This is a genomic window from Streptomyces sp. NA02950, assembly GCF_013364155.1.
In the GTDB taxonomy this organism is placed as follows: domain Bacteria; phylum Actinomycetota; class Actinomycetes; order Streptomycetales; family Streptomycetaceae; genus Streptomyces.
In genome coordinates this window covers 5,170,939-5,185,238 of record NZ_CP054916.1, presented here as the reverse complement: position 1 = coordinate 5,185,238, position 14,300 = coordinate 5,170,939, and the positions used below count along the sequence as shown (strand labels likewise).

General features: G+C 69.5%; 17 protein-coding genes, 3 pseudogenes and 1 CRISPR repeat array. Of the genes and pseudogenes, 13 read left to right on the top strand and 7 right to left on the bottom strand.

The window, feature by feature from the left end; translation table 11 throughout:
- Window positions 1–18: 18 nt before the first annotated feature.
- Window positions 19–672, top strand: coding sequence for a TetR/AcrR family transcriptional regulator (locus HUT19_RS22845; RefSeq protein WP_176182245.1), 654 nt, complete (start codon window positions 19–21; stop codon window positions 670–672).
- Between the two features lie 88 nt (window positions 673–760).
- Here HUT19_RS22845 and HUT19_RS43145 read toward each other — a convergent pair.
- Window positions 761–1,371, bottom strand: a pseudogene (locus tag HUT19_RS43145) (MFS transporter); the annotation flags it as partial.
- 314 nt (window positions 1,372–1,685) lie between these two features.
- On the opposite strand from HUT19_RS43145, the gene hemC reads away from it, so the two are divergent.
- On the top strand, window positions 1,686–2,378 hold the full coding sequence (hemC, locus tag HUT19_RS22830) for a hydroxymethylbilane synthase (RefSeq protein ID WP_368661702.1): 693 nt from the start codon (window positions 1,686–1,688) through the stop codon (window positions 2,376–2,378).
- Here the strand turns inward: hemC and HUT19_RS22825 are convergent.
- A complete protein-coding gene (locus tag HUT19_RS22825; protein WP_176182241.1) occupies window positions 2,375–3,157 on the bottom strand; it encodes a porphobilinogen synthase in 783 nt (260 codons plus the stop codon). The genes hemC and HUT19_RS22825 overlap by 4 nt on opposite strands.
- A gap of 35 nt (window positions 3,158–3,192) precedes the next feature.
- On the opposite strand from HUT19_RS22825, the gene HUT19_RS22820 reads away from it, so the two are divergent.
- The 11 genes and pseudogenes from HUT19_RS22820 to HUT19_RS22770 all read left to right on the top strand — a co-directional run bounded on the left by HUT19_RS22820 (window position 3,193) and on the right by HUT19_RS22770 (window position 9,800).
- On the top strand, window positions 3,193–3,435 hold the full coding sequence (locus HUT19_RS22820; protein WP_254885723.1) for a hypothetical protein: 243 nt from the start codon (window positions 3,193–3,195) through the stop codon (window positions 3,433–3,435).
- Window positions 3,436–3,450: 15 nt separating this feature from the next.
- Window positions 3,451–4,901: pseudogene (locus HUT19_RS22815) on the top strand (replication initiator).
- Complete coding sequence (locus HUT19_RS22810; protein ID WP_176182240.1) at window positions 4,894–5,076, top strand: helix-turn-helix domain-containing protein; 183 nt, start codon at window positions 4,894–4,896, stop codon at window positions 5,074–5,076. The pseudogene HUT19_RS22815 and the gene HUT19_RS22810 overlap by 8 nt, the downstream one beginning before the upstream one ends.
- Window positions 5,076–5,897 (top strand): annotated as a pseudogene (gene xerC / locus HUT19_RS22805) (tyrosine recombinase XerC); the annotation flags it as partial. The gene HUT19_RS22810 and the pseudogene xerC, both read left to right, overlap by 1 nt.
- A 401-nt stretch (window positions 5,898–6,298) precedes the next feature.
- A complete protein-coding gene (locus HUT19_RS22800) occupies window positions 6,299–7,222 on the top strand; it encodes a hypothetical protein (protein WP_176182238.1) in 924 nt (307 codons plus the stop codon).
- Entirely contained in the window at window positions 7,219–7,497 is a 279-nt protein-coding gene (locus HUT19_RS22795) for a hypothetical protein (protein ID WP_176182237.1), read from the top strand. The genes HUT19_RS22800 and HUT19_RS22795 overlap by 4 nt, the downstream gene beginning before the upstream one ends.
- Entirely contained in the window at window positions 7,494–7,877 is a 384-nt protein-coding gene (locus HUT19_RS22790) for a hypothetical protein (protein WP_176182236.1), read from the top strand. The genes HUT19_RS22795 and HUT19_RS22790 overlap by 4 nt, the downstream gene beginning before the upstream one ends.
- Window positions 7,874–8,692, top strand: coding sequence for a hypothetical protein (locus tag HUT19_RS22785; protein ID WP_176182235.1), 819 nt, complete (start codon window positions 7,874–7,876; stop codon window positions 8,690–8,692). The genes HUT19_RS22790 and HUT19_RS22785 overlap by 4 nt, the downstream gene beginning before the upstream one ends.
- A 15-nt stretch (window positions 8,693–8,707) precedes the next feature.
- Window positions 8,708–8,854: a hypothetical protein gene (locus tag HUT19_RS22780; protein ID WP_176182234.1), complete on the top strand. Its 147-nt coding sequence runs from the start codon at window positions 8,708–8,710 to the stop codon at window positions 8,852–8,854.
- 8 nt (window positions 8,855–8,862) lie between these two features.
- Window positions 8,863–9,372, top strand: a complete 510-nt coding sequence (locus tag HUT19_RS22775; protein WP_176182233.1) for a hypothetical protein — start codon at window positions 8,863–8,865, stop codon at window positions 9,370–9,372.
- Complete coding sequence (locus HUT19_RS22770; protein WP_176182232.1) at window positions 9,369–9,800, top strand: hypothetical protein; 432 nt, start codon at window positions 9,369–9,371, stop codon at window positions 9,798–9,800. Before HUT19_RS22775 ends, HUT19_RS22770 begins: the two co-directional genes overlap by 4 nt.
- Window positions 9,801–10,077: 277 nt before the next feature.
- Window positions 10,078–10,288: direct repeats of the CRISPR family, unit length 28 nt; unit sequence CCACCGACCCTGTACGCGCGGGCGGCAC.
- A gap of 359 nt (window positions 10,289–10,647) precedes the next feature.
- On the opposite strand, the gene HUT19_RS22765 is transcribed toward HUT19_RS22770, so the two are convergent.
- From HUT19_RS22765 to HUT19_RS22745, 5 genes are all read right to left on the bottom strand, one after another.
- Window positions 10,648–10,854: a DUF397 domain-containing protein gene (locus HUT19_RS22765; protein WP_176182231.1), complete on the bottom strand. Its 207-nt coding sequence runs from the start codon at window positions 10,852–10,854 to the stop codon at window positions 10,648–10,650.
- A 162-nt stretch (window positions 10,855–11,016) separates the two neighbouring features.
- Window positions 11,017–11,184 carry a hypothetical protein gene (locus HUT19_RS22760; protein WP_176182230.1) on the bottom strand — a complete coding sequence of 56 codons (168 nt, stop codon included), beginning with the start codon at window positions 11,182–11,184 and terminating at the stop codon, window positions 11,017–11,019.
- Complete coding sequence (locus HUT19_RS22755) at window positions 11,181–11,597, bottom strand: hypothetical protein (protein WP_254885722.1); 417 nt, start codon at window positions 11,595–11,597, stop codon at window positions 11,181–11,183. The genes HUT19_RS22760 and HUT19_RS22755 overlap by 4 nt, the downstream gene beginning before the upstream one ends.
- A gap of 109 nt (window positions 11,598–11,706) precedes the next feature.
- The gene (locus HUT19_RS22750) at window positions 11,707–12,909 is read right to left on the bottom strand and encodes a helix-turn-helix domain-containing protein (RefSeq protein WP_254885721.1); all 1,203 of its coding nucleotides are present in this window, start codon (window positions 12,907–12,909) and stop codon (window positions 11,707–11,709) included.
- Window positions 12,910–13,022: 113 nt separating this feature from the next.
- Complete coding sequence (locus HUT19_RS22745) at window positions 13,023–14,225, bottom strand: phage major capsid protein (RefSeq protein WP_176182228.1); 1,203 nt, start codon at window positions 14,223–14,225, stop codon at window positions 13,023–13,025.
- Window positions 14,226–14,300 lie beyond the last annotated feature (75 nt).

Below are 14,300 nucleotides of genomic sequence, written 5' to 3'. Positions count from 1 at the left end.
AGCGACTCATGGACCACAATGAGAAAGGTGAACGACCAGCCATCCGCCACCGTACGCAGGCGCAACGCCCGAGGCCAGGGCAAGCGGCTGCGCCAGGACATCGTCGCGGCCGTCGGCCGCCTGCTCGACGAGAAGGTGGCGAACGACACCCTTCCCGTCTCCCTCCGCGAGGTCGCGCGAGAAGTCGGCATCGCCGCCCAGAGCATGTATCTGCACTTCGCCGACAAGGACGAGCTGGCCCGCGCGGTCACCGAAGACGGCTACGAGCGTCTCGTCGCTGCCATGCGCGACGCCGACGCCGAAGCGGTCGACTGCGGAGCCGATGCCCGCGAGCGGCTGCACGCTCAGGCCGACGCCTACTGCACCTTCGCCCGCACCCAACGTGGCGTTTACCGCCTCATGTTCGGCTACGACGCCACCTCCTTCGGGATACCGCGCGATGCCCATCCCGCTCGCGCTCTGTGGCAGCAGTGGCTCGCCGCCCTCCATGCCTGCGAGAACGAAGGCCGGCGCTGGCCCGATGGCGTCGAACACGCAGCCACCACCCTCTGGTCGGCCCTCTTCGGCCGCTTCGCTCTTTGGGCCTCCACTTTCGGACAGCAGGATCCGGAAGAACTGACGGTCTTCGCCCACCGCACCGTCGACACCATCCTCCGCGGTGCGATCGGGTGAGATCCGGCACGGACCTCAGCCCTCGGCCCTGCCCACCGCGTCTTCCAGGACGCGATCCGGTGCGCAAGCGGATCAGGAACGGGGGCGCTCACCCCGGAACACCGTCGCTGACCTCGTCGCGGGCCGCGGGCGCCGCGCCCTTCCGCTGGCCGGGGAGCCTGGCGTTGCGCAGGCCGAAGGCGGAGACCGCCGCCCCCAGCAGCACCATGACCACCGGGACGACGAGCGCGGTGCGGTATGCGTCCATCGGCGTCGGCCGAGGAGCCATCGGCGCCGGCCGCGGCGATCCCGTACACTGCGGTCACCGCTGAGATCCCGACCGCCGAGCCGAACTGGGTGAACGTGTACAGCAGCCCGCCGGCCAGGCCCTGCTCCTCCTTGGCCACGCTGTCGGTCGCCGCGATGGTGAGCGGGCCGTAGGCGAGAGCGAAGGCGGTGCCTGCGATGATCGGGCTCGGGAACCTCGCCGCGTTGACCAGCCCATTTCGACCGGCAGGAAGAGCCCGTAGGCCACGATCGCCAGCAGGAAGCCGATGAAGATCACCGACTGTTGCCGTAGCGATTCACCGGGCGCGGGGTGAGGGTGGGCGCCAGCACGGCGTCGCAGCCCATGACGATCAGCGCGATAGCGGCCTGCAGGGACGACCAGCCGCGCAGCTCCTGCAGGTAGAGCGTGACGATGAACTGGAAGCCGAAGAACGCGCCAGGATGAGCAGCGCGGCGAGGCGGCAAATCCACAGCTCAAAAACCCTGGACACATCCTCCCGAGCCGTAACTTCACTGCCTTGGTATGAGCGATGAGCCTGCAGAGTCTTCTGCGGCAGCTTGTGACGTTCTGTCCGCACAGAGTGACGAGAAGTACCCGCAATGCCAGGGGCGGCTGCCTCGGTCCTACCTGTGGTGGATCGTCGGCTTGGTGGCCTTCTCTCACCCGGTGCTGCGTCCGAGGCAACTTCATGTTCTTCCTCAGCTCTCGCCGTCCCTTCCCTTCTACGCGGATGCCACGGTGTGGAATGGCGCGCCAGGCCGGCGCCGAAGATCCGCCGGGGCTTGTTCTGGTGCCTCCACCGGGCCGGGAAGATGCGCGCGATGCCCTGTGTGGGTCCACGCTGACCGGGTTGCCCAAGGGTGCGCGGGTGGGGACGGGGGCTCCGCGGCGTATCGCCCAGCTGCTGGCGGTGCGACCTGATATTGAGGTCGTACCGATTCGGGGTAATGTCCCGCCACGGCTGAAGAAGATCGAGACAATGGGGCTTGACGCTGTGGTTCTGGCGGTCGCGGGGCTTCGCCGTCTCGGGCTGGATGATGCTATCGGCGAGATTCTGCCAATCGATCTCTTCCCGCCGTCGCCGGGGCAAGGAGCGCTTGGTATTCAGGTGCGTGAGGACAGCACGGCGATTCAGGACATCCTTTCCACGTCGGGAGATCTCGCGGTTGACGCTCAAGTGCGGGCTGAGCGTGCATTGCTAGCCGAGTTGCACGGCGGATGCAGCGTGCCCGTGGGGGCATATGCGGAGGTCCGCTCGGATGGATCGCTTTCGCTTTATGCGCAGGTGACGTCGCTCGATGGGATCCGTCAGGTTTCCGGCTCGCTTTCTGGGCCGTTTGGCGATCCGGAGAAGCTCGGGGAGGCCCTGGCCGGAGAGCTGATCGGCCAGGACGCGCGTTCTATCCTCGGCGACATACGGGCCGAGGCTGCGGTTTAGCCGCTGAGCTGCCGGGCGATGTCCAGCGCCGCGTACGTGACGCTGGCGTCGGCTCCGGCTCGCTTCAGCATGGTGAAGAGTTCGATGAGCCTGCGCACGTCTCGTCGGCCGGTCCTGGCGTCGAGGGACGTGAGCGCGGTGTACTCGCCGGACACCGAGAACGGGAAGAGCGGCGCCCGGGTGTGCTGCTTCAGGCGGGTCAGCACGTCGACGGTGAACATGGCGGGCTCCAGCAGGAGCATGTCGGCGCCTTCTTGGACGAGCTGGAGGGCCGCGTCGATGAACTGCTCGGGCTTGCCCGGATTGATCTGGAACTCGCGGTCGACGCCTGCCTTGGGGGTGGCGCCCATGGTGCGTCGGAAGCCGTCGTACAGGCTGCTCCAGAAGATCACGTGCGGCATGACGGAGACGTTGCCGTGCCCCTGATCGTTCAGCGCGGTGCGGGCGCCTTGCGTGGTGCCGAGCACCATGGAGGCCGGACCCACGATGTCGGCGCCTGCCGCTGCGTGTGCGACGGCCTGCCGGGCGGTGACGTCGACCGTGGCGGGGATGTCCGGGCGGCCGTGTACGTCGGTGAGGTAGCAGAGTCCGGAGTCGGTGTATGAGCAGAGGCACGTCTCCGTCATGACTGCGAGGTCGGGTTCCGCGTCCTTCGCGGCGCGGACGGCCTGGGCCATGAGTGCGTCGGGCATGAGCGAGATCTCGCCTGTGGCGCCGCGTCGGGTGGACTCGGCGAAGATCTTGACCGATCGGATGCCGTGTAATCGGGCCTCGTGCATCGTACCCCGAGGCCCCCACGCTGCCCACCGTCCACGTGCCCGGCCCGACTGCCCCGGCGGCCCAGCACCACCACGCCCCGGCCTGCGCGTGCCAGAACACCCCCGCGCCCGCTCCCCGGACACCGCTGCTCGGGCTCAACGCCGGAACCGTCGGGGCCGTGGTCACGGTCGGCATCGTCCTGACCGCGCTCCTGGCCGCCGTCGCCGTCACGGCCATCTCCGTCACCGTGGCCGCCGTCGTCATGCGCTCGCTGCTCACCAGCCAGCGCCGCCGCTGACCCACACGAGCACGACTGCCGGGGCGGCCTCGATACCGCCAAGCATCCGCCGCCCCGGCAGCCCAACCCCTCCCGACCACAGCCGAAAGAGGTGTCCCCATCATCACCCGCACCACCCCGCCACCGCTGTCCCAGCTCGGCAACCTGGCGGCGCTCGGCAACCTGCCAGCCCTGCTCCGCCAACTCTCCGGACTCGGCGGCTGCACCCACCCCATCCGCCTCGACGGCCACCGCACCGAGCACGAGGTGAACCGGGAAACCGGCGAGATCGGCCGCGTCCTCCGTCACCTGGACTCCGCCGAGCTGCCCGCCGGGCATCTGCTGGTCCGCTGCAACAACCGCCGCATCACCCGCTGCCCGGCCTGCGCCGAGACCTACCGCCGCGACACCTTCCACCTGATCACCGCCGGACTACGCGGCGGCAAAGGCACCCCGGAAGGCGTCGCCACGCACCGCGCGTCTTCGCCACCTTCACCGCGCCCAGCTTCGGCCCCGTCCACAACCGCCCCACCGGCCCCGCCGGTACCCACCGCCCATGCCGCTGCGGCACACGCCACGACCAGGAAGACGATGAGGTCGGCACCCCGCTCAACCCAGCCACCTACGACTACGAAGCCGCGGTTCTCTGGAACGCCCACGCGGGGCTGCTGTGGCGGCGGTTCTCGATCTACCTGCGGCGGGAGGTCGCCAAGCGGGTCGGGCTCACCCAACGCACGTTCCGTGACCACGCTCGGCTGTCCTTCGCCAAGGTCGCCGAGTACCAGAAGCGCGGTGCCGTCCACTTCCACGCCGTGATCCGCCTCGACGGTCCCGACGGCGGCGGCACCCCGCCCCCGGCCTGGGCCACGGCCGAGTTGCTGACCGACGCGATCCGCGCCGCCGCGACCGACACCACGACCAGGGCACAGATCACTGGCCCGGTCATCGATGGCCGGGCCCACACCTTCGCCTTCGGGGACCAGCTCGACGTACGACCCATCCGGGGCGCCGACTTCAACGGTGGCCAGGAGCTGACCGATCGGGCCGTTGCCGCGTACATCGCCAAGTACGCGACCAAGGGCGCCGAGACCGCCACCGGTGCCCTGGACAGGCCGATACGGCTCATCGCCGAGATCGCCCAGCTCGACATCACCGACCACGCCCGCCGCCTCATCCGCACCGCCTGGGCCCTCGGCGCCCGCAAGGACCTGGAACACCTCCGGCTCCGTGCCTGGGCTCACATGCTCGGCTTCCGGGGCCACTTCTCAACCAAGTCCCGTCGCTACTCCACCACCCTCGGCGCCCTCCGCGACGCCCGCGCCACTTGGCGACGTGCCCAAGCAGCCACCGAGCTGGAGAACGAGGAGACCACTCTCGTCCTCGCCCACTGGGTCTACGCAGGAACCGGCCTCACCGCCGCCGAGGAATGGCTCACCGCCACCATCACCCCCGCCCCCGGAACGGAAGGAGATCCAACACATGCATGAAGACGAGCTGTTGACCGTGCGCGAAGTGATGGCTCGGCTGCGACTCGGCCGCTCCACCGTCTACGACCTCATCCGTTCCCGCCGCCTGCCCTCACTCACCATCGGCCGCTGCCGCCGCATCCCGGCTCGGGCCGTCCGCGACTACATCGCCAACGAACTGGAGGCGGCCGCCTGATGTCTACGCAGCGCAAGCGCAATCCCAATGGCGCTGGCACGATCACTAAGCGCAAGGACGGCCGGTACCAGTGCGCGGTGTACGTGCTCCAGCCGGACGGCACCCGTGCCCGGAAGTTCGCGTACGGCAAGACCTGGACCGAGTGCGACAACAAGCGCCGGGAGCTGCTGGCCAAGGGCGACGGCGGCATCCCCGTGCCGACCCGTTCCGCCAAGCTCTCCGAATGGCTGCCGTACTGGCTGGACAACGTGATTAGGCCGAACCGGAAGCGGACCACGTACAGCAAGTACGCGATGCATATACGGCTGTACCTGCTGCCCATGCTCGGGGCCAAACGGCTGGAGTCCCTCAGTGTTCGACACCTCCGGACGTTCCTCGCCGAACTGGCGCGCAAGACGACGGCCGCCACGGCCAAGGAAGCTCACCGCGTGCTGCGTACCGCCCTCACCGCCGCCTGTCGTGAAGAACTCGTCACCCGCAACGTCGCGTCCCTCGTGGAGGCCCCGAAGGTGAACAGCCGCGAGACAACACCGTGGTCTCTGGACGAGACACTGCGGTTCCTGGAAAAGGCGCGCCGCGACCCGCTGTACGCGGCCTTCGTGCTCGCTATCGCGATGGGGCTGCGGCGCGGGGAGGTGCTGGGGCTGCGGTGGTCTGACGTGGACCTGGACAAGCGGGTGATCCGTGTTGGGAACCAGGTGCAGCGCATCGGCGGTGAGCTGTACCAGGACACCACCAAGACGGGGAAGATCCGGCCGGTGCCCCTCCCCCTGATCTGCCTGGCCGCGCTGCGCTGGCACCGGCTCCGTCTGGCCGTCGCCCCCGCGCCCAACGCGCTCGTCTCATCGGTCGCCTTGTGGCCTTGCCGCTCACCACCCCAGGGCGGCAGCTCTCTCTCGCGTTGATGTCACTTGTAGATGTCAAAAGCCCCGGACGAAAGATCGTCCGGGGCTTCGTCCCTGCTCAGACACAGAGCCGACTGTCGGGTTCGAACCGACGACCTTCGCTTTACAAGAGCGTCAGGGGTGGCTGAGCTACCAGCGGAAAGACCCTCACAGGCCGGTTGACCTGGGATTTCGCGTCCCGACGCATCCCGAGTCATCCCGGCTTATCCCGCTCTCATATGTACGGCATGTGTACGAGAACGGGGCGGCCCCGGAAGGTGGGCAAACACCTGATCCGGGGCCTACGGCCGGACCCTTCCAAGCAAGGAGTCCGCACCATGAGCATCACCGTACAGACCCCCACGCACTGCACCGCTCTGGCCCCGGCCGTGCCGCTCGGCGAACTGCTCGCCGACGCCGACGCCCGCAGGCTGTTTCCGACTCTGACCGGCTCGGCTGCGCTCGCCGACTCCCGCCAGCTCAACGCCGAGGCTGCCGAGCGGGAGACCGTGCGCCGGTCCGTTGACGCGCAGTTCCCGGTCATCGCCCAGTTCCTCGCCGACACCCCCGCCAGGGTGGAGAGCAGCCCGGTCCGGATCACCGCGCCCGGTGCCCGTGAACCCCTGATCACCGCCGAGCTGTTCACCAACGACGACCCCACCCCGCGCACGGTCGCGGCGGTCTACGCCTCGGCCAACTCAGACGTTGACACCAACTCGGCCGGGCTCCGGCAGCTCGCTTCCCGCATGCGTCACGGGGCATGCGGATTCGATCGGCTCGCCGATCAGCTCGCTGCCATCGAGCAGGGCGCGCCCGCTGCCCCGCAGCCCGCCGCGCCGCCCACCTGGACGATGCGCACGCACGACGGCGACGAGCACACGGAGACCTGCCCCACCTGGTGCACCACGACAGAGATCCACCAGCGGGAGACGGAAAGCACTATCCACCCGTCCGACATCTGGCACCAGAGCGACCACGTCGCCATGCCCCTGGTCCTCACCGAGAGCCGCGAGACGTATGAGGACCTGGTCCTCATCGCCGACGTCGCCGTGATCCCCCACGCCGACGAGGCCGAGCAGCGCATCCCGCACGTCAACATGCAGATGATCGGGGACCAGGACTTCTGGACCGGCCCCATGGGCCCGGACGAGTTCGGTGCGGTCATCGACAAGCTCGCCGCACACGTCGACCAGCTGCGTGCCGTCCACGCCCAGCTCGTCCAGGCCCGCGCCGACTGGCAGGCGAACGGTGGTGCCCAGTGAGCCACAACATCCCCGAGCCCGCGGCCGAGTTGCTGCGCGCCGTCCTCGAAGCGCTCGACATCCCGGCCCCGGCCACGGTTGGCGACGCCGAGATCCACGACCGACTGATGGCCAACCGGGCCATGCACGCGACGATCGCCCTCCGCGGCGTCCTCCAGCGCGGCGACGACCCCGGATGGTCCGCCGACTACCTGCGCGCTCGCCTCGCCGAGCACCCGCCCACCGGCTACCGCGCCTTTGGCCAGTCGCGCACCAACGCCGAGGGCCAGCAGTGAGCGCGCCCCGCACGGTCACCGTGCAGACCCGCGATCACGGCGCCGTCACCCTCACCTGCCCGCCCTGGTGCACCGCCCGCCACGAGGACGGTGGGTACCGCGTCGACCTCTTCCACGAGGGCCCCGAGACCGGCCTCACCCTCGGCACCAGCCGCGGCACGGTCTACCTCATGCCCGCCTTCCTGGAGCAGCGGCCGTTCACCGAGCAGCGGGAGCCCGGCCGCCGGCCGTTCGTCAACGTCGGGCTGGACGGCGACTTCTACCCGTCCGATCCTGCGCAGCTGCACGGCATCGCCGAGTCCCTGATCCGGCACGGCGCCCAGCTCCACGCGCTCGCCGGTCATCTCGCCGCACTTCTCCGCGAGGAGGGAGGCCGGTGAGGAACCGCCAGGGGGACCGTGACTTCCTCGGCTGGATCGCCATGGCCGCGTGCATCGCCATCTCCGCGCACGGGGAATGGTTCCTCGCCCAACGCTGCGGCTACGCCGATTTGGTGGCCGCGGGCCTGCCCGTCGCCATCGATGCGTACGCGCTGCGGGCCATGGACGTGGGCCGGGAGGTGTTCCCTCCGGTGCTACTGATGGTCGCTACGAACGCTGCGGCGCACCTGATGCAGGGCGGCATGCTCGCGGTGTCGCCGTGGCTGGTGGTGGCTGTCTCGGCGATCGCTCCGGTGGTTCTGTGGCGGGTGCACGCGCTCCGGGCGGGCCGCGGTCCGAGCGAGGTGTCCAGTTCTGGACCCCTGCCGGAACCGGTAGCGGAACCGATCTACGTCCCGCCCGTTCCGGCGGAACCGGTGCCGGAACCGATCAAGGCCCGGCCAGTTCCGGCGGCGGTCGAGACGACCCCGAGCGTGCCCGTGCTCGGCCCGTTCGTCGCCCTCGCCGAGCTGGAGCGGAACCACGGCGGAACCAGCACCGGAACCGACGCTGACCAGCCGAAGCAGCACCCCGAGGCCGAGCCGGACGAGACACCGGAACCGGCGGGCGGAACCGGCGGAACCGAGCGCGGTTCCGATCGGTCCGACGAGCCCGCCGAGGACACCGACGCGGGCCGATTCGCTCGCCACGTGCAGACCGCTCGCGGCTGGCTGGCCACGGAACCGGAACTGACCGGAACCGCCATCGGCAAGCGGCTCGACGCGTCCGACTCCTACGGCCGGCGCGTACGCCGCGCCGCCCTCGCACCCACCTGACGGAAGGCACCCGTCGTGCTGCTCGCGCTCTTCGCGGGCGGCGCGGCGGTCGCCCTCGGCCTCCTGGCCGCCGTCGACCGCCGCGCCCTGGTGCCCGTGCTCGGCACCACCGCTCTCGTTCTCTCCCTCGCCGCGGCCAGCTTCGCCGCGCTCTCGCACTGAGGAACATCATGAACTTCACGCACAACGTCGTCAGCCTCGGCGGCGTCACGGTCGGTCTGTCCATCGCCGCATGGAACGTCACCCGCTGGTGGACCGGCCACAAGAAGCGCAACCTCGCCGCGCTCAAGGACCTCGTCCCGTTCTTCATCACCGCGCTCTACGGGGTGCTGCTCATCCTGTCCGCCGGGGGAATCCTCGGCCGCGGGGCCGACGTCGGTCTGTGGGGCTCCTCCGCGATCGGCGACGCCGCACTTAAGCACGGTGTGGGCGGCGATTCCCCGAACGTCACCCGGCACTCCAACCTCGTCCTGAGCGACGGTGGGCACGCGGTGGTCATCATCGCCACGGTGGTGCTGGTGGCCGTGTGGACCCGCAAGCGCGGCTTCCGCTGGGACATCTTCTTCAACCTCGTCTGCGGCATCTCGCTGGGCCTGTCGTCCGGTGTCGCCGGAGCCGCAGGGTTCGTCCTCTCGCCAGTCGTCTCCGCGGCCGGTGACTGGACGGTGGGGCTGCTGTGAACGCCCGCGAGATGGCGGCGGCCGCGGTCGAGTGGTCCCGTACGGCCGGGCAGCGGCTCGCGCTCGGCACCGGGCTGCTACTCCACGGGGCGGGCGGCTGGCTCGCCCCCGAGGACTCCGGGAAGCGGTTCGTCGCCCGCTCGGGCGGGGCGTTGGTGGGGGTGGCGTTCTACGGCCAGCTGCTCGGCCGGGCGCCGTACTTCGTCGCCGCTGTGCCGGTCGTGTGGGCGGTCGCCGCGTGGCGCATGTCCGATTCGTCCGCCACTCCCCCACCGGACCCCGATACCCCTCTCGGCCACGAAGAGGCTGGTCAAGAGGGTGAGAGGTGGTACCCCTCTCCGATCGTAGAAGGGGTCGCGTGGTCCATACAGCCACCCGTGCAGCGGGTCGAGAAGGCACGGAAGGGAGCCTGCGATGAACGGCCATGAGTATTGCGACAAGTGCGGCTGGTGGACCAAACCGAACTGCGGCCACTGACCTCGTACGCGCGGGCGGTGCGAGTGTCTGGAATTCCAGACACGACCTCGGCGGCTCTCATCCTCGCGCACGGGCGTGCGACTGAGTCATATGACTCAGTAGCCCGTGCGACAGCTCTCGTCCCCGCGCGGGCGGTGCGAGCGCGATAGGTGGTTTTCCCAGGAAAACCACCTATCGCTTCTCACGTGCCACGGCGGCGAAGTCGGGTTTCCCAGGAAGACCGACTTGGCACTCACCCCGTGCACGTGTGCGGCACTCGTGTGAAAAATTTTGCACACCGGCGGACGCTCCACCGACCCTGTACGCGCGGGCGGCACGTCCACAATTGTTGACACCGCACTCCCCCCACCCCACCGACCCTGTACGCGCGGGCGGCACACCGGCTGGATCTTCGTCTGCCATAGCCATGTTCCACCGACCCTGTACGCGCGGGCGGCACCCTTCACCACCAGCAGCACAACGGCCCCGGAACGCGGTTCCCGCGCGCGTCCCGGGGCCGTTCGCGCGCCCGCTGCCGAGCGCGGCGGGCGGCTGGGCGGCCGAGTCCAGAGACGGCAAGGGCCCCGTCCGCGTGCCACCTGGGCGACACGCGGACGGGGCCGGTAAGCCTCCCGCTCAGTGCTCGCGCCGCCGCCATGGGGCACGGGTCACCGTATCGCGGCGCGACCACAGCCCCTTGCACTCAGGCGGCTTGAGCCCGAAGTACTCCCCGCAGCGAGCGCACCACGGCAAACCGCTCTCAGGGTCCGTAGGGCACTCATCGGAACAGCGGGGGCACTTCTCCACAGGGTCCTGCTCTCAGGCGGTCAGGTCGTACTCGCCCGCCTTGACGGCGTTGGTGAGCAGCCGCCAGGCGTCGGGCGTCATGGTAACGATCGCGTCGGGTCGCTCGCTGTCCCGGACGGCAACGACGCCGGGGACGTTGAGAGCGACCTGCGGGCAGTTGCCCACCTTCTTGTCGCGGCAGAACGCTGTGCTCACGAACTCGAACGACTGTCCGGTCATGATGCATATCCCTTCACAGTGCTACGGGGAGTCGGTCCCCGTGCCGCCTTGCAACCCATCCGGCCGTCGACCGTCACGTAAACGGCCGGATGGGGGTCGGGGAGGGCGGGCCGCCGCAGGTGCGTCCGGTACGGGGGCCCGGATCGGCAGCGGCCCGCCCGGTCATGGGGCCGCGGCGCGCGCTTCGCGCCGGACGGCGTCGTGCAGCTCGTTCCCAGCCATGCACCGTTGACTGTCGCGGCAGTCAGCGCAGCCCTCGGCGTGGCCGAGGAACCGCGCCCACGCGGTCGGCTGGTCGGGGTGGACGGCCGACTCCTGGCCGGCGGTCACCGAGCCTCCCCCTCACCGGTGTCCGGCTCGGTGAGCACGGCGTGAGCCAGGGCCTTGTACAGCCGCCACGCGTCGGTGAGGTACCAGTCCTGCGTGAACGGCACCCGCCAGAACGTCCCGGGCCGGGCCAGTCGACGAACGGGGGGCACGCCGAGGTAGGTGGCCACGCCCTCGGCATGGGAGAGGACATGGACGTTCCGAAGATTCCATGACACCGCGGCACCGGGGGTGATGAGCCAGTAGAGGGTGTTGCAACGGTCCTGGATGACGGCGCCGGAGTGGCTGCCGAGGAACGCGAGGGCTCGCTCGCCGATGGGCTCCTCCACACGGACGGCGTCCCACCACTTGCCCGCCGGTAACGCCTCGGGGCACTCCCCGGTCGGTGGTGTCCACTGCTCGGCTCTGGTCGTCATGGTCGGCTCCATGTAGCGGCGTGTTGACCGTCACATCTTGTCGACCGGACAAGCCCCTGATGTCCGCTCGTTGCGGACATCAGGGGCTTGACTCTGGGTGAGCGAGAAGCTACACGCCGCTCCACAAGGCGTACTCGCGCAGTTCTCGCGACGGCCGCGGCCGAGCCCGCAGCAGCGTGCCGACTGTCTCCCGCGTCGTCGGGTGATAGCGCGTCTGCTGCGGCGTCACCTTCCGCGCCTCCTGGAGGGAGGTGAGCGCATCATCAGGCCGAGCCGTCAGCGCCTGCGATCGTGCACGGTCCACCAAGAACTGCCCCGCCCGCAACGGCGAATAGCCCTCGGGGATGCGGACTGCCGAGGCCCGCTCCAGCGCGAGCCCGTGTTCGTCCCTGTCGCCCGCCGCTGCCACGCCGTGCTGGCCGACGTTGGTCGGGCCGAACACCATGCCGTAGTGATCGGTCTCGCCGAGGTCGCGCGCGAGCCCGTGCGCCTCCGTCAGCCAAGTGTCGGACTCGTCGCCGCGGCCTACCAGGGCGTGCAGCTGGACGCCCTTCAGCATGAGGCCACCGCGGACCGCGCGGGTCTCCGCTGTGTGGTCGTCGTCCAGATCCTCAAGGGCGCGGTTGACCAGCCGCAGACCCATCTCTATGGCCGGTCCGTTGGCGGACAACTGAGCGCGCTTCAGCCGCTCAACAGCCACTTGCCGCGGGTCCCCCGAATGTGCAGCCGCGGCCGCCATCCGAGCCAGCGCCAAGCGTGCGAGATCCAGATAGCCGAGCTTGTAGGCGACGCTGAACCCGCCGAGGGCCGCCTCAGATTGCAGCCAACAGAACCGCTCACGATCCCCGGGGCGCGCGTCGAGGACCGCGTATGACAGCTCGGCCAGCGTGCCGGGCAGCATCCGCGCCAGGTCGCCGAACCGCCCCTTGGAGCGGAGTTTGTAGACACGTTTGATCGTCGCCTCGATCTCCGTCAGCGGCCGTGGCGGCGGCACGTCACCGGCGGGCGGGATGTCCCAGTCGTCAAGGGCGTTCGACAGCGGGGCAATGAGCTGGTCGAGCTGATCCTTGCGCAGCTGCTCGATGAAGGGCTGCCCGTGGATGACGGGTACCGATACGTTTAACGCCTTGGCGACCGCGGCGATGACCTGCTCGCTCGGATGGCGTTCCCCGCGTTCGACGTCGGACAGCATGCTCTTGGAGACGTGGGCTCGTTGGGCGAGTTCCCGCAGGGAGTAGTTGCGCAGGGCGCGCAGTTCGTGGATGCGCGCGCCAACTCCCTCGGGTCGCCCGTCAGTGGCTTGTGCCATCATGGGCTCCGTTCTGCTTCGACACCAGAACGGTACCCCCGGTCGGCTCCGGGGTACGTCGATCGGCCCCCACTCAGTGGGGGCCGTCGTGCTGTTCAGGCGCAGTCGAGAGACCGCTACGACGCGGTCAGATCCACCTCCACGATCGCCGAGGGGCGCAGGATCTCGAGACCGAACCGGCCCTCGAACCGGAAGCGCAGCATGTTCCGTTCGAAGTCCGAGGCGCCGCTGCCGGCGCCCAGGGCGTTCGGGTCGTAGACGTTCTCCGACCAGTCGAGCATGCCCTCCTGGCGCACCTGGAGTTGCATCTGTGAGAAGTCGGCCAGGTACGCGGTGCCGGTTGTCGCGGACTCGGAGACGACCACCGGGGCGCCCCACAGTCGGCGGGCCGCGGGGTTCACGCTGGCCTGCGGGCCGCCGTAGTAGAACCGGGCCTCGTTGTCCGCCAGGAGTTCGATGGCCTCCCAGTCGTCCGGGGTCATCACGAACGCGGCGTTCGTCATGTAGCCGTACCGCTCCAGCTTGGTCACGGCCTTACGGGTCGTGACCAGCAGGTCCGTGGTGAACGCCTGCGCCTGCGACCCGGACACGTTCCCGATGCCGGTCATGTTCTCGCCGGTGCCGTCCCCGTTCAGGATCTGTGCCTCCAAAGCCAGATCCAGACCGAGACGCATCTCCTGGTCGATGAACTGCCGCAGCATCGCCACGTCGTCCAGATCCTGCTTCGCGATCGGCTCCGACAGGTGCGCGATCGTCCGCACCCGGTCATCGACGCGCGACAGGGTGTAGACGGAAGTCGGCTTCTTCGCGCCCGGAGCGACCGCGGCCGCGTTGTTCGTACGGGTCGTCTGACGCAGGTACGCAAAGCGGCCCGTCGTGTTGGCGACGTTCGGCATGAGCTGCCGCAGCGACAGCACCGGCACGTCCATGCGGACCGGCTCCGGGTCGAGAGGCACGCTCACCGCGATGGTCCCGCCCGCGAGGATGCCCTTGTAGCCCTGCGGGCCGCCCAGCGTCTTCAGCATGGTGTCGGCCCAGTCGGTGCCGCCGGACGCCTTCACGCGCGGGTGCACGTCCGCCTTCCGCGACGTCGGGGCCGCGATCGAGTCGCCGAGTTCAGCGAGCGTCTTGCGGAGGCTTTCCCCTTCCTGCGCGGTCTTGATCTGTGTGGTGAGCGGCTGTGCCTCGTCCAGGATCGCCCGCAGCTCCGTTGCCTCCTCCGCGGTGAAGTCGCGCTTCTCCGCGTCCGCCTTGGCCTTGATGCCCGTGGCCTTCGCGGCGAGCAGCTTGAGGCGGGCACGCATCGTTTCGAGATCCATCTCAGTCCTTCGGGAAGTCGTGGTGTCTTCCCGGCACGGCCGGAGGCACGGCCCCGCTGACGCGGTAGGCGGGCC